At 68.0% G+C, this 21069-nt stretch carries 18 protein-coding genes and 1 pseudogene; 10 read left to right on the plus strand and 9 right to left on the minus strand.

Features of this window, described 5'->3' with window-relative positions; translation table 11 throughout:
- Window positions 1-7: 7 nt before the first annotated feature.
- Window positions 8-886, minus strand: a complete 879-nt coding sequence (locus A5648_RS18030) for a DUF5336 domain-containing protein (protein WP_065025880.1) — start codon at window positions 884-886, stop codon at window positions 8-10.
- A 145-nt stretch (window positions 887-1031) separates the two neighbouring features.
- Here A5648_RS18030 and A5648_RS18035 point away from each other — a divergent pair, with 145 nt between their 5' ends.
- Complete coding sequence (locus A5648_RS18035) at window positions 1032-1877, plus strand: LLM class F420-dependent oxidoreductase (protein ID WP_065025836.1); 846 nt, start codon at window positions 1032-1034, stop codon at window positions 1875-1877.
- Window positions 1878-1952: 75 nt separating this feature from the next.
- Here A5648_RS18035 and A5648_RS18040 read toward each other — a convergent pair whose 3' ends face one another.
- The 3 genes from A5648_RS18040 to sucC form a co-directional block, all read right to left on the minus strand.
- Window positions 1953-3479, minus strand: a complete 1527-nt coding sequence (locus A5648_RS18040) for an acetyl-CoA acetyltransferase (RefSeq protein WP_065025837.1) — start codon at window positions 3477-3479, stop codon at window positions 1953-1955.
- Between the two features lie 87 nt (window positions 3480-3566).
- The gene (gene sucD / locus A5648_RS18045; protein WP_065025838.1) at window positions 3567-4469 is read right to left on the minus strand and encodes a succinate--CoA ligase subunit alpha; all 903 of its coding nucleotides are present in this window, start codon (window positions 4467-4469) and stop codon (window positions 3567-3569) included.
- Between the two features lie 2 nt (window positions 4470-4471).
- The gene (sucC, locus tag A5648_RS18050) at window positions 4472-5647 is read right to left on the minus strand and encodes an ADP-forming succinate--CoA ligase subunit beta (protein ID WP_065025839.1); all 1176 of its coding nucleotides are present in this window, start codon (window positions 5645-5647) and stop codon (window positions 4472-4474) included.
- A 288-nt stretch (window positions 5648-5935) separates the two neighbouring features.
- Here sucC and A5648_RS18055 point away from each other — a divergent pair, with 288 nt between their 5' ends.
- Together A5648_RS18055 and A5648_RS18060 are read left to right on the plus strand one after the other, a co-directional pair.
- Window positions 5936-6928 carry a M23 family metallopeptidase gene (locus tag A5648_RS18055; RefSeq protein ID WP_065025840.1) on the plus strand — a complete coding sequence of 331 codons (993 nt, stop codon included), beginning with the start codon at window positions 5936-5938 and terminating at the stop codon, window positions 6926-6928.
- Between the two features lie 9 nt (window positions 6929-6937).
- A complete protein-coding gene (locus A5648_RS18060) occupies window positions 6938-7480 on the plus strand; it encodes a hypothetical protein (RefSeq protein ID WP_065025841.1) in 543 nt (180 codons plus the stop codon).
- Between the two features lie 9 nt (window positions 7481-7489).
- On the opposite strand, the gene pcrA is transcribed toward A5648_RS18060, so the two are convergent.
- Window positions 7490-9811: a DNA helicase PcrA gene (gene pcrA, locus A5648_RS18065; protein WP_065025842.1), complete on the minus strand. Its 2322-nt coding sequence runs from the start codon at window positions 9809-9811 to the stop codon at window positions 7490-7492.
- A 202-nt stretch (window positions 9812-10013) separates the two neighbouring features.
- On the opposite strand from pcrA, the gene A5648_RS18070 reads away from it, so the two are divergent.
- From A5648_RS18070 to pgi, 3 genes are read left to right on the plus strand one after another with little or no spacing between them, the layout of a single operon-like run.
- Window positions 10014-10322, plus strand: a complete 309-nt coding sequence (locus A5648_RS18070; protein WP_065025843.1) for a chorismate mutase — start codon at window positions 10014-10016, stop codon at window positions 10320-10322.
- A 9-nt stretch (window positions 10323-10331) separates the two neighbouring features.
- A complete protein-coding gene (locus tag A5648_RS18075) occupies window positions 10332-11141 on the plus strand; it encodes an SDR family oxidoreductase (RefSeq protein WP_065025844.1) in 810 nt (269 codons plus the stop codon).
- 27 nt (window positions 11142-11168) lie between these two features.
- Window positions 11169-12833, plus strand: a complete 1665-nt coding sequence (pgi, locus tag A5648_RS18080; RefSeq protein WP_065025845.1) for a glucose-6-phosphate isomerase — start codon at window positions 11169-11171, stop codon at window positions 12831-12833.
- A gap of 14 nt (window positions 12834-12847) precedes the next feature.
- Here pgi and A5648_RS18085 read toward each other — a convergent pair whose 3' ends face one another.
- The 3 genes from A5648_RS18085 to A5648_RS18095 are packed head-to-tail and all read right to left on the minus strand — an operon-like array spanning window position 12848 to window position 14891.
- Window positions 12848-13597: an SDR family oxidoreductase gene (locus A5648_RS18085; RefSeq protein ID WP_065025846.1), complete on the minus strand. Its 750-nt coding sequence runs from the start codon at window positions 13595-13597 to the stop codon at window positions 12848-12850.
- Window positions 13598-13610: 13 nt separating this feature from the next.
- A complete protein-coding gene (locus A5648_RS18090; protein ID WP_065025847.1) occupies window positions 13611-14474 on the minus strand; it encodes an Fpg/Nei family DNA glycosylase in 864 nt (287 codons plus the stop codon).
- Between the two features lie 18 nt (window positions 14475-14492).
- Window positions 14493-14891 (minus strand): phage holin family protein, encoded by a 399-nt coding sequence (locus A5648_RS18095; RefSeq protein WP_065025848.1) that lies wholly within the window; start codon window positions 14889-14891, stop codon window positions 14493-14495.
- 174 nt (window positions 14892-15065) lie between these two features.
- Between A5648_RS18095 and A5648_RS18100 the strand changes: the two genes are divergently transcribed.
- The 4 genes from A5648_RS18100 (at window position 15066) to A5648_RS18115 (ending at window position 20123) form a co-directional block, all read left to right on the plus strand.
- Window positions 15066-15968 carry an AurF N-oxygenase family protein gene (locus A5648_RS18100; RefSeq protein WP_065025849.1) on the plus strand — a complete coding sequence of 301 codons (903 nt, stop codon included), beginning with the start codon at window positions 15066-15068 and terminating at the stop codon, window positions 15966-15968.
- Window positions 15965-16675, plus strand: coding sequence for a DUF4873 domain-containing protein (locus A5648_RS18105; protein ID WP_065025850.1), 711 nt, complete (start codon window positions 15965-15967; stop codon window positions 16673-16675). The genes A5648_RS18100 and A5648_RS18105 overlap by 4 nt, the downstream gene beginning before the upstream one ends.
- Before the next feature lie 40 nt (window positions 16676-16715).
- Window positions 16716-17585, plus strand: coding sequence for a TIGR03619 family F420-dependent LLM class oxidoreductase (locus A5648_RS18110; RefSeq protein ID WP_065025851.1), 870 nt, complete (start codon window positions 16716-16718; stop codon window positions 17583-17585).
- A 411-nt stretch (window positions 17586-17996) separates the two neighbouring features.
- Window positions 17997-20123, plus strand: a complete 2127-nt coding sequence (locus A5648_RS18115) for a cellulase family glycosylhydrolase (protein ID WP_065025852.1) — start codon at window positions 17997-17999, stop codon at window positions 20121-20123.
- Here the strand turns inward: A5648_RS18115 and A5648_RS18120 are convergent.
- Window positions 20122-21069, minus strand: a pseudogene (locus A5648_RS18120) (fumarylacetoacetate hydrolase family protein); the annotation flags it as partial. The gene A5648_RS18115 and the pseudogene A5648_RS18120 sit on opposite strands and share 2 nt — an antisense overlap.

Genomic DNA, 21069 nt, shown 5'->3' on the forward strand with positions numbered 1-21069 from the left:
GCGCGGGTTAGGTCTGCGCCGGCCCCGACGGGGCGGAGCCGCCCTGCGACTGCTGGCCGCCGGTCGAGCTCTGGCCCTGACCGGATCCGGACTCGCCCTGGCCACCCGTCGAGGAACTGCCCGAACCGCCGGTCTGCGGCTGCCCGAAGCTGGGGAATCCGGTCGGCGGCGTGGGCGGGCCCTGCGGCGCCGACTGCGCCTGCTGCGCACCGGAGTTGAATCCGCCGGTCGACGGCCCCGACTGGGCGCCGTAACCCCCGCCGGACGGGTAGCCGCCGTAGGAGGGGTATCCCGACTGCTGCTGGCCCTGATGCCCGTACCCCTGCTGGCCCGGCTGACCGTAGTAGTTGCCGCCCGGCGGCAACCCGTACTGCGCATACGGGTCGTATTTGGGGCGCGGGGCCGGCGCGGTGACGACTCCGGCCTCCAGCAGCAGCGTCGCGACCGCGGCGGCGGCCTGCAGGATGCTGAAGGTCAGCACCAGCCACAGGCCCCAGCCGATCGTGTAACTGCCGCCGGAGTCGGCGATGGTCGCGATCGCCAGCAGCGCCCCCAGCGAGGCGATCACCGCGACCACCGCGGTGTAGACCTTGGCCTTGGGCAGCAGTCCCGCCCCGGCCAGCAGCGCCGCCAGCAGGGCCAGCGGAACCGTGTGGCCGGCGTCGCCGAGGATCAGCGGGTACTCGCCGTCGGTGACGGTCACGATCGGCCCGAAGTTGGCCAGGTAGACACCGAAGCCCAGCACCACGACGGCGATCTGCAGGTACAGCGGCAGCTTGCTCTCGACGTCACTGCTGCCGGACTTGGCGAATGAGGGGCCAGAAGGTCCGTAGGAGCCTGGCGGTTGGGAAGGCGGGTAGCCGGGGTTGCCGGGCGAGTAGGTCATGACCTCTCCTGTGCATTGGGGGCAGGTGCGGCGCGGTTCGATCATCCACGCTAGCGCACTGGCGGCTGGACCCGGTGGGTCAATGCCGCGCACGAAAGGACCCCACCGTTTGCCCACCTAACAAGAACACGTTCTAATCACCGATATGGATTACGGGCTTGTGTTGTTCACCAGTGACCGTGGTATTGCTCCGGCGGCCGCGGCCAAACTTGCTGATGATCATGGCTTTACCACCTTCTATGTGCCCGAGCACACCCACATTCCGGTGAAGCGGCAGGCCGCGCACCCCACGACCGGGGATGAGTCGCTGCCCGATGACAGGTACATGCGCACCCTGGATCCGTGGGTGAGCCTGGGGGCCGCCTCTGCGGTGACCTCGCGGGTGCGGTTGTCCACCGCGGTGGCGTTGCCGGTCGAGCACGATCCGATCACGCTGGCTAAATCGATCGCCACCCTTGATCACCTCTCCGGCGGACGGGTCAGCGTGGGCGTCGGGTTCGGCTGGAACACCGATGAGCTGGCCGATCACGGGGTGCCGCCGGGGCGGCGACGCACCATGCTGCGCGAGTACCTGGAGGCGATGCGCGCGCTGTGGACCCAGGAGGAAGCCTCCTTTGAGGGCGAGTTCGTCAACTTCGGGCCGAGCTGGGCCTGGCCCAAGCCGGTGCAGTCCCACGTTCCGGTGCTGGTGGGTGCGGCCGGCACCGAGAAGAACTTCAAGTGGATCGCCCGCAGTGCTGACGGCTGGATCACCACGCCGCGCGACTTCGACATCGACGCACCGGTCAAGCTGCTGCAGGACACCTGGGCGGCCGCCGGTCGCGACGGGGCACCGCAGATCGTGGCACTGGACTTCAAGCCGGTGCCCGAGAAGCTGGCGCACTGGGCCGAGCTCGGGGTCACCGAGACGCTGTTCGGCCTGCCCGACAAGCCCGAAGCCGAAGTCGCCGCCTACGTCGAACGCCTGGCCGGCAAGTTGGGGATCTCCTGACCTAGCGCGAGCAGACGCGAAAGCCCCCTTTTCGCACCGGAAAAGGGGGCTTTCGCGTCTGCTCGGCGGAAGAAATCAGCGCAACGAGCAGCGGTTGCCGTAGTCCAAGGCGCGCACCGTGATCGGCGCCCCCAGCGGCTCACCGTCGGACAACAGCGCCACCAGGTCGTCGTCCTCAGTGGTCGCCAGGAAGCGGCTGCCGTCGGCGTCGAGCCGGCCGATGATGATCCCGGTCCGGGTCTCCCAGTCGTAGCGGACGCTGTAGGTCTCGATCGTCGCCGCGCCCTCGGCATGCTCGGTGACGGCTTCGCCTGCGCTGCCGTCGATCTGGGCCTGACGTTCGGCGCTGCGATCCGGCGTCCACGGGGCCGGGGCGGTCGAGTACACGCCGACCGAATACTTGCTCATCATGCCGCCGTTGGCGCCGACCAACGCGAATTGCCCTGGGGCACTGCGGGCTGCGGCAACAGCCTCGGCGATGGCATGCATCGAGTAGTTGTTGCCGGCGCCGCCGAAGAACGGCAACCCGCCGGTCAGGGTCAGGCCGCGCGGGTCGTCGGCGGCCAAGCCGAAGGCGTCGCAGATGGTGAACACCGGCACCGGGAAGCAGCTGTAGAGATCCATTGCCGCGACGTCGTCGAAGCCGATCCCGGCCATCGCCAGCGCCTCGGTGGTCGCGGCCACGGCGGCGGGATAGGCGCTCAAGTCGGAGCGTTCCAGCAGGCGCTGGGAACGCATGTCGGCGTGGCCGTGCAAATACACCCAGCGGTCTTCGGGCACGCCCAGGCGCCGGGCGGCCTCCACCGACATCAATAACGCTGCGGCACCCTGGTTGACCTGATCGCGCGCCACCAGCAGCCGCGGGTAGGGGTCGCAGATCATCCGGTTGGTGTCGCTGATCGTGGTCAGCTCGTCGACCGAGCGTTCCACCGGCGAGGCCGAGAACGGGTTCTTCGCGGCGACCTTGGACATCGGGGCGAACAGTTCGCCCATGTCCTGCAGATAGTCGGCGGTGCTGCGGCCAAGCCGGGCGCGCCGGGCGTTCTCCAGCAGGCCGTACTGCACCGGCGCACCGGTGAGCCCGTGGATGACGGTGTAGTGCTCGACGAACTCGTCCAGGCCGTAACCGCGGTCTTCGAGCTGGCCGTCGATGGTCTCGCTGAAATCCGGCTTGTCGTCGGATTTGGCGAAGTGACGCAGCGTCGAGGTGGCGTCGGATCCGCAAAGCAGCACCACGTCGGCAGCGCCGGCCGCGATCTCGGCGGCGAACTCGCTGAGCAGCTTCTGCGGGCCTTGACCGCCCACCTTGTCCAGCACCGCCCGAGCGGGGTCCGCACCGATCAGGCGAGCCACCGAGCGCGGGAAGTTGTTCGACTTGCCCAGGGGCGCAGGAGCCTTCGGGATCGAATTCTCGAACTGGCGGGTGGCCACCACCGCGTCGATAGCCGATACGACGTGCTGTCCGCCGCAGTCCTCCAAGGCTGCCTGCGCGGCGGCGGCGGCCAGCTCCACCGGCGACATGGCGCGGTAGTCGGCGTCGTCGATGCGCTCGGCGGCCTGTCCGACTCCGACGACAACGGGCGTGCGGGGATCAATGCTCATGGTTTCACCTTCCTAAGGCGAGCAGACGCGAAAGCCCCCAATTTCAGGCTGAAATGGGGGCTTTCACGTCTGCTCGGCAGAAAACTGCTACAGGCTTTCCAGGATCTCCCGCGCCAGCGCGGCCGTCGCCGACGGGGTCTTGCCCACCTTCACACCGGCGGCCTCCAGGGCCTCCTGCTTGGCGGCCGCGGTGCCCGACGAACCGGACACGATCGCGCCGGCGTGACCCATGGTCTTGCCCTCCGGCGCGGTGAACCCAGCGACGTAGCCGACCACCGGCTTGGTGACGTTGGCCTTGATGTAGTCGGCGGCCCGCTCCTCGGCGTCGCCGCCGATCTCACCGATCATCACGATGACCTTGGTGGCGGGGTCCTTCTCGAACGCCTCGATGGCGTCGATGTGGGTTGTGCCGATCACCGGGTCGCCGCCGATGCCGATCGCGGTGGAGAACCCGAAGTCCCGCAGCTCGAACATCATCTGGTAGGTCAGCGTGCCGGACTTGGAGACCAGACCGATCGGGCCGGCACCGCTGATGGTGGCCGGGGTAATCCCGACCAGGCACTCGCCGGGGGTGATGATGCCCGGACAGTTCGGCCCGATGATCCGGGTCTTGGCGCCCTTCTCCAGGTTGTAGGCCCACGCATACGCGCTGTCCTGCACCGGGATGCCCTCGGTGATGACCACCAGCAGCGGGATCTCGGCGTCGATGGCCTCGATCATCGCGTCCTTGGCGAACTTCGGCGGCACGAACGCGATCGACACGTCGGCACCGGTCTTCTCCATGGCCTCGGCCACGCCGCCGAACACCGGCAAGTCGACACCCTTGCCGTCCTTGTCTGTATGGGTGACTACAGTGCCGGCCTTGCGGGCGTTGACGCCGCCGACGATCTGAGTGCCGGCCCGCAGCATCCGGGCGGTGTGGATGGTGGCCTCACTGCCGGTGATGCCCTGGACGATGACCTTGCTGTCCTTGTTGACGAAGATCGACATGCTTAAGCGTCCTTTCCGGCGTGCGCGAGCTCGGCGGCCTTGTCGGCGGCCTCGTCCATGGTGGCGACGACGGTCACCAGCGGGTGGTTGGCCTCGGACAGGATCGCCCGGCCCTCCTCGACGTTGTTGCCGTCGAGACGCACCACCAGCGGCTTGGTCGCGGCGTCGCCGAGGATCTTCAGCGCCGACACGATGCCGTTGGCCACCGCGTCGCACGCGGTGATGCCGCCGAACACGTTGACGAACACACTCTTGACCTGCTTGTCGCCCAGGATGACGTCCAACCCGGCAGCCATCACCTCCGCGGAGGCGCCGCCGCCGATGTCGAGGAAGTTGGCCGGCTTGACGCCGCCGTGCTTCTCACCGGCGTAGGCGGTGACGTCCAGCGTGGACATGACCAGACCGGCACCGTTGCCGATGATGCCCACCTCGCCGTCGAGCTTGACGTAGTTGAGGTCGTGCTCTTTGGCCTTGATCTCCAGCGGGTCGGTGGCGTCCAAGTCGGCGAACTCGGCGTGGCCGGGCTGGCGGAACTCGGCGTTGCCGTCCAGGGTGACCTTGCCGTCCAGCGCCAGGATCTGGTCGTCGGGGGTGCGCACCAGCGGGTTGACCTCGACCAGGGTGGCGTCTTCGGCGACGAAGACCTCCCACAACTTCTGGATTGTCACCGCGGCGGCGTCGAGCACCTCGGCGGGCAGGTGGCCCTGTTCGGCGATCGAGCGGGCGAACGCCAGGTCGACACCCTTGACCGCGTCGACGGGCACCTTGGCCAGCCGCTCCGGCTTGGTAGCGGCGACCTCTTCGATCTCCATGCCGCCCTCGACCGAGCACATCGCCAGGTAGGTGCGGTTGGAGCGGTCCAGCAGGAAGGAGATGTAGTACTCCTCGGCGATGTCGCTCGCCTCGGCTACCAGCAGCTTCTTGACGATGTGGCCCTTGATGTCCAGGCCGAGAATGTTCTGCGCGTGGGTGAGCGCGTCTTCCGGGGTGGCGGCGTACTTGACGCCACCGGCCTTGCCGCGGCCGCCGGCCTTGACCTGGGCCTTGACCATGACCGGTCGGCCGATCTCGGTGGCGATGGCTTTGGCGTCCTCAGCCGAGGTGGTTACTCGGCCGGGAGTGGTCGGCACGTTGTGCTTGGCGAACAGCTCCTTCGCCTGATACTCGAAAAGATCCATGGGCTCACTGTCTTATTACGGGTAGCCGGCGGGCCGGCACTGTCGGATTCAGGAGGATTTAACTCCCGAGGCACTGTATCGACCCCGCGGCGAGGTTCCGCCCTCCCATACCACCGCTGTGGCACATCTCACCGCCGCTGAAACGTGATTCATTTCACATTAAGGAAGTGTTTCGGCCGATGGCTTGCCACTGCGGCGCATAACTAGTTACCGTCACCAGGTCCAGGTCTTTATAACGTTCTGATTACGACCAGAGGATCTTCCAGTCTGATGCGGCACGGATCACCCATGCGCCCGCTTCCCGGCGGGATCACCCCTCGCTATCGGAGCGGCGCAACGGCGGCCCCCAGCCCCGCCGAAGTCACCGACATCATCCCGTTCAACGAGTTCGGACAGCTCGACGACGCCGCGTTCAGCGACGCCGCCTTCGACGGTTCGAGCGACGTGCTGCTGGCGCCGGAGCTGGATGACATGACCGACACCGACAACATGCCGGTGCTGCAGCTGGCGTTCCCCCGCGGCGGTTACCCCGACGAGTACGTCTATCGCGCACCGCGCGAGGCAGCCGGCGTTCCGTCGCGCGGCGGAAAGCACCGCAGCCAGCCCACCAGCGCGGTCAAGAGCCGCGTGATGATCGCCGCGATGGCGGCCGGTGCGGCCGCTGCCGCCGCGCACGCCGCCACCCACCCGTCCGATGACACGGTGAATCGGCCGGCCGTGCTGGCCGCCAGCAAGACGATGCTCAACGACGGCACCACCACCACCTCCAGCCACGGCATGCAGATGATCACGGTCAAGGCCGCGGCCAATGTCGTCGTGCACAACGAGGAGCTGGCCAAGGGCATGGCGTTCGCCCAGGAGCGCGCCGAGCGCGAGGCCCGGCTGCAGCGTCCGCTGTTCGTCGCACCCACCCAGGGCGCGTTCACCTCGAACTTCGGCTACCGCTGGGGTGTGCTGCACGCCGGTATCGACATCGCCAACGCCATCGGCACCCCGATCCTGGCGGCGTCCGACGGCGTGGTGATCGAGTCCGGCGCCAGCGCGGGCTACGGCATGCTGGTCAAGCTGCGCCACTCCGACGGCACGGTGACCCTCTACGGGCACATCAACCGGTCGCTGGTCAGCGTCGGCGAGCGGGTGATGGCGGGCGACCAGATCGCCGAGATGGGCAACCGCGGCTACTCCACCGGCCCGCACCTGCACTTCGAGGTGCTGCAGAACGGCACCAGCCGGATCGACCCGACCTCCTGGCTCGCCAAGCGCGGGATCAATTTCGCTTAATCTGGATTGGTGACCGACCGCCACCAGCCGCCCACCGGCGCTAACCCTTTCGGAAACGATCCGGCCAGCGCTGCCAGCCGCATCATCCGCCGGGCCCCTACCGGCGCCATTCCGGTCGTCACCGGCGCGCAGCGGCTGCCGCCGGCGATGCGGCCTCACGAGGCACCACGGCCGGGTCACATCCCGTCGGCCGCTGTGCCGATCAGTGCCTGCGTGTTCGCCATCATCGGCTGTTGGGCCACCTCCGTGGTGTCTACCGACCTGATCGCCAGCTGGTGGCACACCGACCGGCTGTTCTGCGTCGCGGTCGCATTCTTGAGTCTGGTGTTCGCAGGGACGACGGTGACCGGGGTGATCATGCTGCTGCTGCGGCGCCCGGTCGGCCGGTACCTGATCGCGATCGGGGCGGTGGTGGCGCTGCTGACCTTTGGCAGCCTGTTCCTCGCCGGCGCCCGGGTGCCGGGCATCGTGCACACCATCCCGTTCATCCAGGCCGCGACCGTCGTGGCGGCACTGCACCCGGCCACCAAGCGCTGGCTCGGCCTCCTGTAGCCGTCGCCGCTAAAGCTTGGTCACCGGCGCGTGGTTGTGCATCAGCTTGACCCGCCCGGAACTGCCGAAGTCGATCAGTGACATCGCCGACTCCCCCGCGCCGGAGACCTCCTCGACCCGGCCCAGGCCGTACTTGTCGTGCGAGACCCGGTCCCCGGGAGCCAGCACCAGCAGTGGCCGGTTGCCGGAGCGGCTCGGTGCCGTCGGTGCCGGTCTGGGCGTCCCGAACCGGCCGGCCCCGCTGACCGGGGCGCTCGGTGACGCGGTGGCGTCGGTGCGCCGCCAATCGATGAGCTGCTGCGGGATCTCGCGAAGGAAGCGCGATTCCGGGTTCAACATGGGCTGGCCCCACGACGAGCGCACCTTGGCCCGGCTCACATAAAGCCGTTGCCGGGCCCGGGTCAGGCCGACGTAGGCCAGCCGGCGTTCCTCGGACAGCTCACGGGCATCCCCGAGCGACCGCATGTGCGGGAACATGCCGTCCTCCCAGCCGGTGACGAACACCACCGGGAACTCCAGGCCCTTGGCGGTGTGCAGCGTCATCAGCGTGACCATGCCCGAACCGTGTTCGGGGATCTCGTCGGTGTCGGCGATCAGCGAGACCCGCTCCAGGAAAGCCGCCAGCACCCCGACGTCGGGGATGTCCTCCTCCTCGGGCAGGTTGTCCTGTTCGGCGAGCGCGTTGGCCCGGTCGATGCTGAATTCATGAGCGACGCTGACGAGTTCGTTGATGTTGTCCAGCCGCGCCAGGTCCTGCGGGTCGGTGGAGGCCTCGAGTTCGCCGCGGTAGCCGGTGCGGTCCACCACCTGCTCGACCAGCCCGCCGAGGTCCTCGTCGCACGCGTTGAGGTGCGCCCGCAGTTCGTCGAGCATCGCGACGAATCCGGCGATCGCGTTCTGCGAGCGGGTATTGAGCATCGGCACCTGGCCGTCGGCGGCCGCGCGCAGCGCGGCGGCGAAACCGGTGCCGGTGTTCTCGGCGTGCACCGCTACGCACGCCTCGGCGCGATCCCCGATGCCGCGGCGCGGGGTGTTGAGGATGCGCCGCAGGCTCACCGCGTCGCCGGGGTTGTCCAGCACCCGCAGGTAGGCGATGACGTCGCGGATCTCTTTGCGCTCGTAAAAGCGAACGCCGCCAACGACTTTGTAGGGAATCCCGGCACGGATGAACACCTCTTCGAGTGACCGGGAGGAGTTGTTGGTGCGGTAGAACACCGCGATGTCGCCGTAGTTCATCGTGCCCGCGTCGGTCAGCGCGTCGATCTCCTGCGCGACGAACCGCGCCTCGTCGTGTTCGTTGTCGGCGACATAGCCGACGATCAGCTCGCCGTCACCGGCGTCGGTCCACAGCCGCTTCTCCCGGCGCCCGGAGTTGTAGGCGATCACCGCATTGGCCGCCGACAGGATGTTCTGCGTGGAGCGGTAGTTCTGCTCCAGCAGCATCGTCGCCGCATCCGGGTAGTCCCGTTCGAAGTCTTCGATGTTGCGGATGGTGGCGCCGCGGAAGGCGTAGATCGACTGATCGGCGTCACCGACCACGCACAGTTCCGCCGGCGGCACGTCATCGTCGGCACGTCCGCCGTGCCCCGCCAGCTCACGCACCAGCACGTACTGGGCGTGGTTGGTGTCCTGGTACTCGTCGACCAGGATGTGCCGGAACCGGCGGCGGTAGTGCTGGGCGATCTCCGGGAACGCCTGCAGGATGCCGACCGTCTCGCCGATCAGGTCGTCGAAATCCAGGGCGTTGGCCGAGCGCAGCCGGCGCTGATACTCGCCGTACACCGCGGCCACCACCCGGCTCAGGTCGTCGGAGTTCTCGGTCAGCTCGGCCAGCGCCCGTTCGGGGTCGATCAGTTCGTTCTTGAGATTGGAGATGGCGTTGGCCAGCAGCCGCGGCGAATGCCGTTTGACGTCGAGGCCCATGTCGCGGCCGATCATCAGCAGCAGCCGCCGCGAGTCGTCGGCGTCGTAGATCGAGAAGTTGGAGTTCAGCCCGGGAACCATCGAGGCCTGGTTGCGCAGGATCCGCACGCAGGTGGAGTGAAACGTCGACACCCACATCGCCCGCGCCCGCGGGCCGACGAGCCCCACCACCCGTTCCCGCATCTCGGCGGCGGCCTTGTTGGTGAAGGTGATCGCCAGCACCTGACCCACGCCGACGTCGCGGGCGGCCAGCAGGTAGGCGATCCGCCGGGTGAGCACAGCCGTCTTGCCCGAGCCTGCCCCCGCCACGATCAGCAGCGGCGAGCCCTCGTGCAGCACGGCCTGACGTTGCTGCGGGTTGAGCCCGTCGAGCAGGTGATCGGTTTGCGGAGTCGCATGCACACTCATAACGCAACCCAACGTACCGCCGCACGCCGACACTCTTTGCGCTGGCACGGCCCTTAGTGGCAGACTCGGTTCGTGCTCGACATGCAGCGTCGATTTATCTACGGGTACCGATCAGCGGTGCCCGTGGTTTAGCTGCTTCGCCAAGCCCCGCGGTCCGCTTCGCCGACCCGGGGCTCGTCTGTTGTGTGAGGCCGGATCGCCGATGGGACCAGAGAACACCAACAGCGAGAATTTGGAGTCCGAACCCATGACCACCCAATCCCAACAGTTGCCCGACATCGACGAATTGCGCCATGAGATCGACCGGCTCGACGCCGAGATCCTGGCCGCGGTCAAGCGCCGCACCGAGGTGTCGCAGGAGATCGGCAAGGCCCGGATGGCCTCCGGCGGCACCCGGCTGGTGCACAGCCGGGAGATGAAGGTGCTCGAGCGCTACAGCGAGCTCGGCCGGGACGGCAAGGAGCTGGCGATGCTGCTGCTGCGGCTGGGCCGCGGCCGGCTCGGGCACTAGCGGCCCGCGGTGACCAAACGCATCCTGGTGGCCGGCGGCACCGGCCGGGTCGGCCGCATCGTGGTGCAGCGCCTCCAGGATGCCGGCGCACAGGTGCGGGTACTCAGCCGCGGCCGCCATCCGGCGGTTCAGCGAGGCTCGACGGAGGAGAGGCGAAGCTGGGACCGCCGCATGAACCCGGACAGTTCGCCCGGCGCCCTGCACTACGTGACCGGCGACGTGACCACCGGCGCCGGCCTGGCCGAAGCCCTCGACGGGGTGGACACCGTGGTGGCGTGCGTGGATCCGCTTGACCGGCTGGCCGAGGCGGCGCGGGCGGCCGGCACCCCGCACCTGGTCTACATCTCGATCGTCGGGATCGAGAAGGTGCCGTTCTCCTACTACCGGCGCAAGCTCGCCGACGAGAAACTGCTCGCCGAGTCCGGAGTGCCGTGGACGGTGCTGCGCACCACCCAGTTTCACGACTTCGTCGCCGCCGGACTGCGGATGCTGGCCAAGTCGCCGGTGATGCTGTTGCCGGCCGGGTGGAGCTTCCAGCCGGTCGACCCGCGCGAGGTCGGTGCCGCGCTCGCCGAGCTGGCACTGGGTGAGCCGGCCGGGCGGGTGCCCGACATGGGCGGCCCGCAGGTTCTGGGCGTCGGCGAGCTGGCCGCCCAGTATCTGACCGCGGCCGGCAAGCGCCGCCTGCGGGTATCGCTGCCGGTGCCGGGCCGGGTCGGCGGCGCCTTTCGTTCCGGCGGCCACCTGGCCCCCGACCGGGCGGTGGGGACCGTCGCGTTCGCCCGCTACCTCGACGAGACCACCGCGGACCGGCACTGAGCATCGCTTGCGCACTAGGGTCGGGGAATGAGCTCCGTCCAACAGATCCCCGACATCTCCGCCACTCCGGCCTGGGACGCGTTGCGCAAGCATCACCAGCAGATCGGCGACACCCACCTGCGTCAGTTCTTCGACGACGATCCCGAACGGGGCGAGAAGTTCACCGTCACCGTCGGTGACCTCTACATCGACTACAGCAAGCACCGCATCACCGAAGAGACAGTGAGCCTGCTGCTCGATCTGGCCCGGGCGGCCCGCCTGGAGGAGCGGCGCGACGCGATGTTCGCCGGGGTGCACATCAACACCTCCGAGGACCGCGCGGTGCTGCACACCGCGCTGCGGTTGCCGCGCAACGCCGACCTGCACGTCGACGGCCAGGACGTTGTCGCCGACGTGCATGCGGTGCTCGACGCGATGGGCGAGTTCACCGACCGGCTACGCAGCGGGGAATGGACCGGCGCCACCGGAAAACGCATCGAGACGGTGGTCAACATCGGCATCGGCGGCTCGGACCTCGGCCCGGTGATGGTCGACCGGGCGCTGCGCCACTACGCCGACGCCGGGATCACGGCACGGTTCGTCTCCAACGTCGACCCGGCTGACCTGACCGCAAAGCTGGCCGGTTTAGACCCGGCCACAACGCTTTTCATCGTGGCCTCCAAGACGTTCTCGACGCTGGAGACCCTGACCAACGCGACCGCGGCCCGGCGCTGGCTGACCGCCGCCCTGGGCGACGACGCGGTGTCGCAACATTTCGTGGCGGTCTCGACCAACGCTGAGCTGGTCGAAAAGTTCGGTATCGACACCGCGAACATGTTCGGCTTCTGGGACTGGGTCGGCGGACGGTACTCGGTGGATTCGGCGATCGGGCTGTCGGTGATGGCGGTGATCGGCCGGGAGCGCTTCGGCGAATTCCTCACCGGCTTCCACGTCGTCGACGAGCATTTCCGCACCGCCCCACTGGAATCCAACGCACCGGCGCTGCTCGGCCTGATCGGGCTGTGGTACTCCAACTTCTTCGGCGCCCAGTCCCGCGCGGTGCTGCCCTATGCCAACGACCTGGACCGCTTCGCGGCCTACCTGCAGCAGCTCACGATGGAATCCAACGGCAAGTCGGCACGCGCCGACGGCACCCCGGTGGTCACCGACACCGGCGAAATCTTTTGGGGAGAGCCGGGAACCAACGGCCAGCACGCGTTCTACCAACTGCTGCACCAGGGCACCCGGCTGGTGCCGGCCGACTTCCTCGGCTTCTCCCAACCCCTCGACGATCTGGCCACCGCGGACGGCACCGGCAGCATGCACGACCTGTTGATGAGCAACTTCTTCGCCCAGACCCAGGTGCTGGCGTTCGGCAAGACCGCCGAGGAGATCGCCGCCGAGGGAACGCCGGCAGATGTGGTGCCGCACAAGGTGATGCCGGGCAACCGGCCGACCACCTCGATTCTGGCGACCCGGCTCACGCCGTCGGTGCTGGGGCAGCTGATCGCGCTCTACGAGCATCAGGTGTTCACCGAGGGCGTGGTGTGGGGTATCGACTCCTTCGACCAGTGGGGCGTGGAGTTGGGCAAGACGCAGGCCAAGGCGCTGCTGCCGGTGCTGACCGACGACGCCTCCCCGCAGCAGCAGACCGACAGCTCTACCGACGCGCTGGTGCGTCGCTACCGGGTGGAGCGTGGCCGGGCCGGCTGAGCCCGCACTCGGACTCAGGCGAAGCGTTTGGTGAACCGCGCCGGCATAAGGCGCAGCAGCCACACCAGCGGAGCCCACGGCCACGGTGGCACCACCGCGCGGCCGGTTTCGCGTTCGATCGCGCGCACCATCGCCTTGACCCCGGTTTCGTTGTCCACCAGCAACATCGTCGACGCCGACTTGGCCGTCATCTCCGACTCGATGTAGCCGGGCTCCAGCACCGTGACCTTGATCGGACCGCGCGAGTACTCGGCACGCAGCGACTCGCCCAGCGACGACACCCCCGCCTTGCTGGCGGCATAGGCAGCCTTGACACCGGGCACCCCCTTGTTGCCCAGCACCGAGGAGATCAGCACCAGGTGCCCGCCGCCGGCGGCGCTGAACATCTCGATCACGGTCTCGATCTGCACCAGTGCGGCAAGGAGGTTGGTCTCGATGGTGGCCTTGTTGGCCCACAGCTTTCCCGACCCCAACGGGGCGCCTTTGCCGATGCCGGCGTTGACGATGACCCGGTCGATCCCGCCGAGCGCATCGGAGAGTTGGCTGAAGACCTTGGGCACCTCGTCATGGTCATTGACATCAAGCGCGGCGACCGCCACGGTGATTCCGGGATACCTCTGCGTCAGTTCGTCTTTGAGTTCCTCGAGCCGGTCGGTACGCCGCGCACACAGGGCGAGGTCGCGTCCGCGCGCGGCGAATGCGCGGGCCATCCCGGCGCCCAGGCCGGAGCTGGCCCCGGTGATGAGGATCTTCTGACGGGTCACGAGGTCAGCCTAACTATTTGAGCAAGCGCGACATGCGCCGGTCGGCAAGCACCTTGCCGCCGGTCTGGCACGTCGGGCAGTACTGGAAGGACTTGTCGGCGAACGACACCTCGCGCACGGTGTCCCCGCAGACCGGGCAGGGCAGGCCGGTGCGCGCGTGCACCCGCAGACCGGAGCGCTTCTCCCCCTTCAAGGTCGCGGCCTGCTGGCCGACCGAGCGGGTCACCGCGTCGGTGAGCACTGCACGCATCGCCTCGTGCAGCGCGGCGAGCTGTTCCCCGGTCAGCTTGGCCGCGGTGGCGAACGGCGAAATCCGTGCGGTGTGCAGGATCTCGTCGCTGTAGGCGTTGCCGATGCCGGCGATCACCTTCTGATCGGTGAGCACGGTCTTGATCCGCCCGGTGTTGCCGGCCAGCAGCCCGGCCAGCTCGTCGTCGGACACCTCCAGCGCGTCGGGGCCCAGCGCGGCGATGCCGGGAACCTTGGCCGGGTCGTCGACCAGCCAGACCGCCAGCCGCTTGCTCGTGCCGGCTTCGGTGAGGTCGAAGCCCGGCGCTGGCCCCGGAGCGCCTAGGTGCACCCGTAGCGCGATCGGCCCCTTGCCGGGCCGCAGCGGCGCCGGCGCCAGCGCATCTGACCAGCGCAGCCAGCCCGCCCGGGACAGGTGGGTGATCAAATACAGCTCCCCGACCTGCATTCCGAGGTACTTGCCCCAGCGATGCGCGTGGGTGACGGCGTGGCCGCGCAACGCGTCGATCGGCGGATCGAAGGTCTTGAGCACCGAGAAGGCGACGACGTCGACCCGACCGACGGTGCGGCCGACGGCGTGCCGACGCAGGTGATCGGCGAGCGCTTCGACTTCGGGCAGTTCCGGCATGCCGTCGAGTCTGCCCGCTCAGCGGGTGATGCGCCGGGCGTCGCGCAGCACCAGCGACAGCACCCAGCTCACCAGCGACAGCACGATCGCCGCCCAGATCGCTGTCCACCAGAAGTGGTCGACCTGCAGGCCCCAATGCGTGGTGTTCTCGGTGATCCACGCCGTCAGCCACAACATGAACGCGTTGATCACGATGTGGAACAGCCCCAGGGTGAGGATGTACAGCGGGATCGACAGCAGCTGCACCACCGGCTTGATGAAGGCGTTGACCAGACCGAAGATCACCGCGACGACGAAGATGATCCCGATCCGCTGAGCCGTGGTGTCACCGCCGACGAAGCGGATTCCGCCGACGATCAGCGTGACGATCCAGAGCGCCAATCCGGTCAGCGCTGCACGAAGCAGGAATGCGGCCATAGGCAGATCTTGCCATCGTCAACTCGGCGAAGAGCCCGTTTCTCGTGGTGGGTACGGCGCGCGGCCGCCCGTGACGGTCCTCACAAAAGTACCGCAGGTATCCGGTACCGTAGGTATTGACTTGTCTGGTGGCGGCTCCTACTTTTTGGGGACCGAAGCGAGAAGGGATTCCCGATGACCACTGTTGCGCGGCCCAGCGGCCCGTCCCGCGAGGAATTCGCCGAGCGCCTGCTCAAGGGCTCGGTGAAGAAGTCGTACGCACCCGTCGTCGACATCGACTGGGACGCCCCGGTCGACCCGGACAAGTTCTTCTTGCCGCCGCGGATGTGCACCCTCTACGGCACCGCGTTGTGGGAGTCGATGACCCGCGAGCAGCAGATCGAGATGTCGCGCCAAGAGCTGGTCAACGTGCTCTCCGCCGGCGTCTGGTTCGAGAACATCCTCAACCAGGCCCTGCTGCGCGACATGATGCACAAGAACCCGACCGCGCGCACCACCCACTACTCGCTGACCGAGCTGGGCGACGAGACGCGGCACATGCTGATGTTCGGCAAGACCATCGACCGGATCGGCGGGGTGCCGGTACGCCCGAAGCTCTACCAGCGCATCGTCATCAACTCCCTACCGTTCCTGTTCCGCGGCAGCATCCTGTGGGGTGCGGCCCTGGTCGGCGAGGAGATCTTCGACGCGCTGCAACGCCAGATCCTCGACGACTCGGACCTGCAGCCGATCGTTCGGCGGGTGATGCGCATCCACGTCACCGAGGAAGCCCGCCACATCCAGTACGCCCGCGACGGCCTGCGCCGCAGCGTCCCGGCGATGCCGCGTTATCGCCGTGCCATGCTGGCGAACCTGCAGGGTGTCGGCGGACCGTTCTACCGCCATCTGTTCACGCTGCCGATCGTCTATAACCGGGTCGGGCTGGACGGGCGTGAAGCTCGCCGGGTGGCCCGGGCCAACCCGCACTTCCATGCCGCCTGCCGCTCGTCGTTCGCTCCGCTGGCCGCCTTCTTCACCGAGGTGGGCCTGATGGGTCGGCTGGCCCGGCGGATGTGGCGGCGGAACGGTTTCCTGTGATCCTCGACGTGGTGGTGCTGGGCGACCCGGCACGCCTCCACGGGTTGCTAGAGCACGCCCGGGTCGTCGATCCGGCCGCCGAGGCCCGATTCGACAGCGCCACCGAGACATGGGCGGTGACGGTTCCCGACGGTGAGGTGGTGACCGCTCGGGTTTTGATCGACGCCACCGCCTCGGCGGACGGCGTCGTCGCCGCGCACGGTATCCCCAACCGGTTCCGGATTCCGGGCCCGCACACCCGCCGACAGGCCCGGTATGTGGCCCGGCTCGTCGACGTCATGCAGCGCAGCGGCGCCGGCCGCATCGAATCCCGCTCTCCCCGGCTGCGCGTACACCCGCTGCTGCCGACCCGCGGAGCCTCGCGGTTCTTTCTCACCGGCTCCGGTGGGGCGGATTTGGAGAACGCCGAGCTTTACGACGGGCCGGCCGTGCTCACCCACAACGGCGAGGACTATCCCGTTCGGGTGCGACTGGCCGGCCACTTCGACCCGATCGATGGCCAATACCATTGGCAGGGAATGTTTTTCACTGACCTGCCGGGTGTGAATGCGACCGGCTCCAAGGTCAGCATCCGGATCGGCGAGCACACCGCCGAGGGGCGGGTCGCCGAGCGGACGCCGTGGGGCACGCTGACGGTGGCCGGCGCGGCCGGATACCCGCCGTATCCGCTGGAGGACGTTGAAATCGCGATGCCGCCTCGGGTCTAAGCTGCTCGGGAGTATGCCCAGCGACCACTGAGGAGACGATGTGCGGTTCACCTACGCCGAGGCTATGACCGACCCGAGCTATTACATTCCGCTCGCCAAAGCCGCCGAGGCAGCCGGCTACCACAGCATGACGATCCCGGACAGCGTCGCCTACCCCTTCGAGTCGGACTCGAAATATCCCTACACCCCGGACGGCAACCGCGAGTTCCTGGACGGCAAGGCGTTCATCGAGACGTTCGTGTTGATGGCGGCCCTGGGCGCGGTCACCAGCACGTTGCGGTTCACGCCGTTCGTGGTCAAGTTGCCGATCCGGCCGCCGGCCTTGGTGGCCAAGCAGGCCGGTTCCCTGGCCGCGATGATCGGCGACCGGCTGAGCCTGGGCGTGGGCACCAGTCCCTGGCCGGAGGACTACGACCTGATGGGGGTGCCGTTCGCCCGGCGCGGCAAGCGGATGGACGAGTGCATCGAGATCATCCGGGGGCTCACTACCGGCGACTACTTCGAGTTCCACGGCGAGTTCTACGACATCCCCAAGACCAAGATGACCCCGGCCCCGGCCCAGCCCATCCCGATCCTGATCGGTGGCCACGCCGACGCCGCGCTGCGTCGCGCCGCGCGCAACGACGGCTGGATGCACGGGGGCGGCGACCCGGCCGAGCTCGACGGCCTGATCGCACGCCTGAAGCAGCTGCGCGAGGAGGAGGGCCGTACCGGGCCGTTCGAGATCCACGTGATCTCGGTTGACGGATTCACCCTCGACGGGATCAAGCGCCTGGAGGACAAGGGCGTCACAGACGTGATCGTCGGCTTCCGGATCCCCTACATCGTCGGGCCCGACACCGAGCCGCTGGACGACAAGATCCGCAACTTGGAGCGCTTCGCCGAGCACGTGATCGCCAAGGCTGGGTGACGGCGGTCACACTGCGGCGCTTGTCGTGTGCAGTCTCACTGTGTCGCTGGGAAATATCCGTGCCGCTGCGTCGTTGACTAGGTGTGTGCACTGACCGCCTCCCGGCGGTCGCGTACTGCAGCTCTCCATGTGTGACCTGCAGGAGGTATTGAAGATGAACACGCAGCCTTGCCTGCATGCCCAGCCACGCGGCGGCCACCGCGACGATCAGCGGGCGGTTCACCTGCTGCGCGTCGCCGCGACGTGTGACGCAGGTCAAAGCGACGCCCGCCGCGAATGGATCCGCGCGTCGACCCAGTGTTGATCGGTTCGACCCGGCACGTTTTCCGGCGAACCCTTCCGCACCGTAAGTAACTCGTTTACCCTTCTCAGACACACCTCAGAAACTGTGTCTGGGAGGGGTTTGCCGGTATGGCTCGTCACCGCAGCAAGACCGTCGGCAGCAAGATTGTCGGCGCCGTTGCCTTCCTGAGCCTGGTCGTGCCGTCGGCCCCGCCGGCGCACGCCGACTTCGACGACATGATGGATGTGTTGTTCGCGCCGTTTCTGACCGCCGCGGGTGCCCTCGACGGCGACGCCGTGTTCGACACGACCGCCTGGGACTCGTTCCTGTCCTCCGCTCACTGGGACGCCGCGCTGGCCGCCTTGGCCGAGCCGGGTCCGGCCGTCGGATTCGACTTCTATACCGGCCTGCATGACGCCGCCGAGAAGTGGATCGACAGCGAGCTGGGCGGGCAGGTCAACGGCGTCATCAACCAGCTCTTCGGCTCGACGGTCATCGGCAACGGCGCGGCCGGCACCGAAGACCATCCCGACGGCGGCCCTGGCGGTTGGCTGTTCGGCGACGGCGGAGCGGGCTGGAACAGCACCACCGATGGTGTCGCCGGGGGTCATGGCGGCGCGGCCGGGATCTTCGGCGACGGCGGCGATGGCGGCGACGGGGGCGCCGGGGCTGCGGGCGGTGACGGCGGTGCCGGTGGCTGGCTGATGGGCAACGGCGGCAACGGCGGCGACGCGGGCGACGGAGCCACCGGTCACGGTAACCCCGACTACGAATTGCCCGCCCTCGGCGGCGCCGGCGGCAACCCCGGCTTGTGGGCCGGAACTCACGGCACAGTAGGCCATTTCGGCGCGCTGCCCGGTGGCATCACCGGAACGACGGCTCCGCCGGTCGAGGTGTCCAACGGCTGGCTCACCAACGGCGACGGCCAAGTCGTCATGCTGCACGGGCTCAACCAGGTCTACAAGATCCCGCCCTACGAGCCGTCCGCCGATGGCTTCAGCGAGGACGACGCCGCATTCCTGGCCGCCAACGGCTTCAACGCGGTGCGCCTGGGCATCATCTGGTCGGCGGTGGAACCGCAGCCCGGGGTCATCGACTACGACTACCTGGAGTCGATCCAGAACACCGTGCAGATCCTGGCCCAGCACAAGATCGTCGCGATCCTCGACATGCATCAGGACCTCTACAACGAAGAGTTCGGCGGCGAAGGCGCACCGGGCTGGGCGACCGACGGCGGTGGCCTGCCCAACCCCGACATGGGCTTCCCGGGCAACTACTTCCTCAACCCGGCGCAGAACCACGCCTGGGATGGGTTCTGGGGCAACGCGAAAGCATCCGATGGGGTCGGCCTGCTGAACCATTACGCGCAGACCTGGCAGGCCGTCGCCAACTACTTCAAGGGCGATGCCAACGTGGCCGGCTACGAGATCATGAACGAGCCGTGGGCGGGCACCAACTGGCTGGGCAGCCTGTTGGGCAACCCGTACTTCGAGGCCCAGCAGCTGACCCCGTTCTACAACCAGATCGATGCGGCGATCCGCTCCGTGGACCCGAACAAGACGGTGTTCTTCGAGCCCACCACCCTCTTCGGCAGCCTGCCGGTGCCGACGCACCTGGGCACGGTGGAAGACGAGAACTCCGTCTTCTCCTTCCACAGTTACTGCATCACCACGTCACTGTTCCCCGACCTCAGCTTCGGCTGCGATCTGAACGCCGACGCCGTGTTCGCCAACGCGGCGGAGTACGCGCAGGCGCACAATATCCCGGCGTTGCTGACCGAATTCGGCGCCACCAACACCATCCCGACCATCACCGCCAGCATGCAAGCGGCCAACAAGTACCTGTGGGGCTGGACCGAGTGGGCTTACACCGGCAATGACATCACCAGTGCCTCACCGAACGGCCAAGCCCTGGTGTTGGACCCCAACCTGCCGCCCACCGGTGACAACGTCAACGTCGACAAGCTGATCGCGCTGTCCGAGCCTTACCCGCAACTGATTTCGGGCACCCCCACGTCGCTGTCGTTCGACAATGGTGTCTTCTCGTTCAGCTACTCCACCGATCGCGCCGACGGGTCCGGTGCCTTCGACGCCGGTTCGCCGACCACCATCTCGGTGCCAGGAGATCAGTACCCGAACGGTTACACGGTGAACGTGACGGGTGGCCAGCTAACCGCCGGGGCGGGCACCTCGGTGCTGACCATCAGCTCCGACGCCGGCGCCGCCACAGTGACCGTGACGCTCACCCCGAAGTAGGCCGCGGGCGCTGCGCCAGCGGTATCGGCGGGACGCTGGCGCGAACGGTCTGGCGTACCTCACCGAGGCCCTGCACCTGCAGCGTAACCACGTCACCGTCGCACAGCCAGCCCGGAAAAGCTTGCGGCGCCGCGGGATCGAGGTGCTCGACCAGCGTGCAGGTGGGGACGGTGCCGGAGCCGAACACATCGCCGGGTGTCAGCGGCACCCCGCGGGAGGCGTAGCTGATGATCTCGCCGAAGCTCCAGTCCATGGTCCCGGTCGAGCCGAGTCCGACGATCACGTCATTGACGATCGCGGTGGCATGCAGGCTCAGTTTGCCGTCGCGGCGGTAGGGTTCGAGCTCATCGGGGGTGACCAGATACGGCCCGAGGGTGACGCCGCTGTCCTTGCCCTTGCCTTGCCCGATCGCCAGCACCCCCTCCTGGGCTTGCAGGTCGCGCGCGGACCAGTCGTTGAAGATGGTGTAGCCGATGATGGCCCGCTCGGCTTCGGCCACCGACAGGTTCGTTCCGGGCGTTCCGATGACGGCGGCGACCTCCAGTTCGAAGTCCTGACAGGCACTGCCCGGTGCTGCCGGCGCATCGTCGTAGGGCCCCAGAACGGTTGTCGGGCAGGCGAAATAAAAGGCCGGGATCTGATACCACACGTCGTCGAGCTCCCGGCTGCGACCGGTCGCGGCCAGACAGTTGCGCATGTGGTCCAAGAAGCACAGGCTGTCGCGGATCGAAGGCGGCCGTGGGATCGGCGCCATCAGCGCCACCTGGTCGAGCCGCACCGTGGCCGACGGCGCGTTCAGCGCCCGCTCGCCGGCATCGCGCAGCCCGTCCGCGCCGAGCCCGATCAGATCCAGCAGCGTCGTTCCCGGCGCCGCGGCGTGGATCACCTCGCCGTGCAGCACCCCGGTACGTTCGCCGTCCTCGCTTCGATAGGTCACCCACCGCAC

It is taken from the genome of Mycolicibacter sinensis (assembly GCF_001673565.1).
Taxonomy (GTDB): domain Bacteria; phylum Actinomycetota; class Actinomycetes; order Mycobacteriales; family Mycobacteriaceae; genus Mycobacterium; species Mycobacterium sinense_C.

Bases quoted from the DNA above. Each gene is read 5' to 3' on its own strand.
- A5648_RS18040 (WP_065025837.1), bottom strand. From the start codon at position 3,479: ATGAGCATTGATCCCCGCACGCCCGTTGTCGTCGGAGTCGGACAGGCC.
- pcrA (WP_065025842.1), bottom strand. From the start codon at position 9,811: ATGAGTGTGCATGCGACTCCGCAAACCGATCACCTGCTCGACGGGCTC.
- A5648_RS18070 (WP_065025843.1), top strand. From the start codon at position 10,014: ATGGGACCAGAGAACACCAACAGCGAGAATTTGGAGTCCGAACCCATG.
- A5648_RS18100 (WP_065025849.1), top strand. From the start codon at position 15,066: ATGACCACTGTTGCGCGGCCCAGCGGCCCGTCCCGCGAGGAATTCGCC.
- sucC (WP_065025839.1), bottom strand. From the start codon at position 5,647: ATGGATCTTTTCGAGTATCAGGCGAAGGAGCTGTTCGCCAAGCACAAC.
- A5648_RS18030 (WP_065025880.1), bottom strand. From the start codon at position 886: ATGACCTACTCGCCCGGCAACCCCGGCTACCCGCCTTCCCAACCGCCA.
- A5648_RS18115 (WP_065025852.1), top strand. From the start codon at position 17,997: ATGGCTCGTCACCGCAGCAAGACCGTCGGCAGCAAGATTGTCGGCGCC.
- A5648_RS18090 (WP_065025847.1), bottom strand. From the start codon at position 14,474: ATGCCGGAACTGCCCGAAGTCGAAGCGCTCGCCGATCACCTGCGTCGG.
- A5648_RS18035 (WP_065025836.1), top strand. From the start codon at position 1,032: ATGGATTACGGGCTTGTGTTGTTCACCAGTGACCGTGGTATTGCTCCG.
- pgi (WP_065025845.1), top strand. From the start codon at position 11,169: ATGAGCTCCGTCCAACAGATCCCCGACATCTCCGCCACTCCGGCCTGG.
- A5648_RS18095 (WP_065025848.1), bottom strand. From the start codon at position 14,891: ATGGCCGCATTCCTGCTTCGTGCAGCGCTGACCGGATTGGCGCTCTGG.
- sucD (WP_065025838.1), bottom strand. From the start codon at position 4,469: ATGTCGATCTTCGTCAACAAGGACAGCAAGGTCATCGTCCAGGGCATC.
- A5648_RS18055 (WP_065025840.1), top strand. From the start codon at position 5,936: ATGCGCCCGCTTCCCGGCGGGATCACCCCTCGCTATCGGAGCGGCGCA.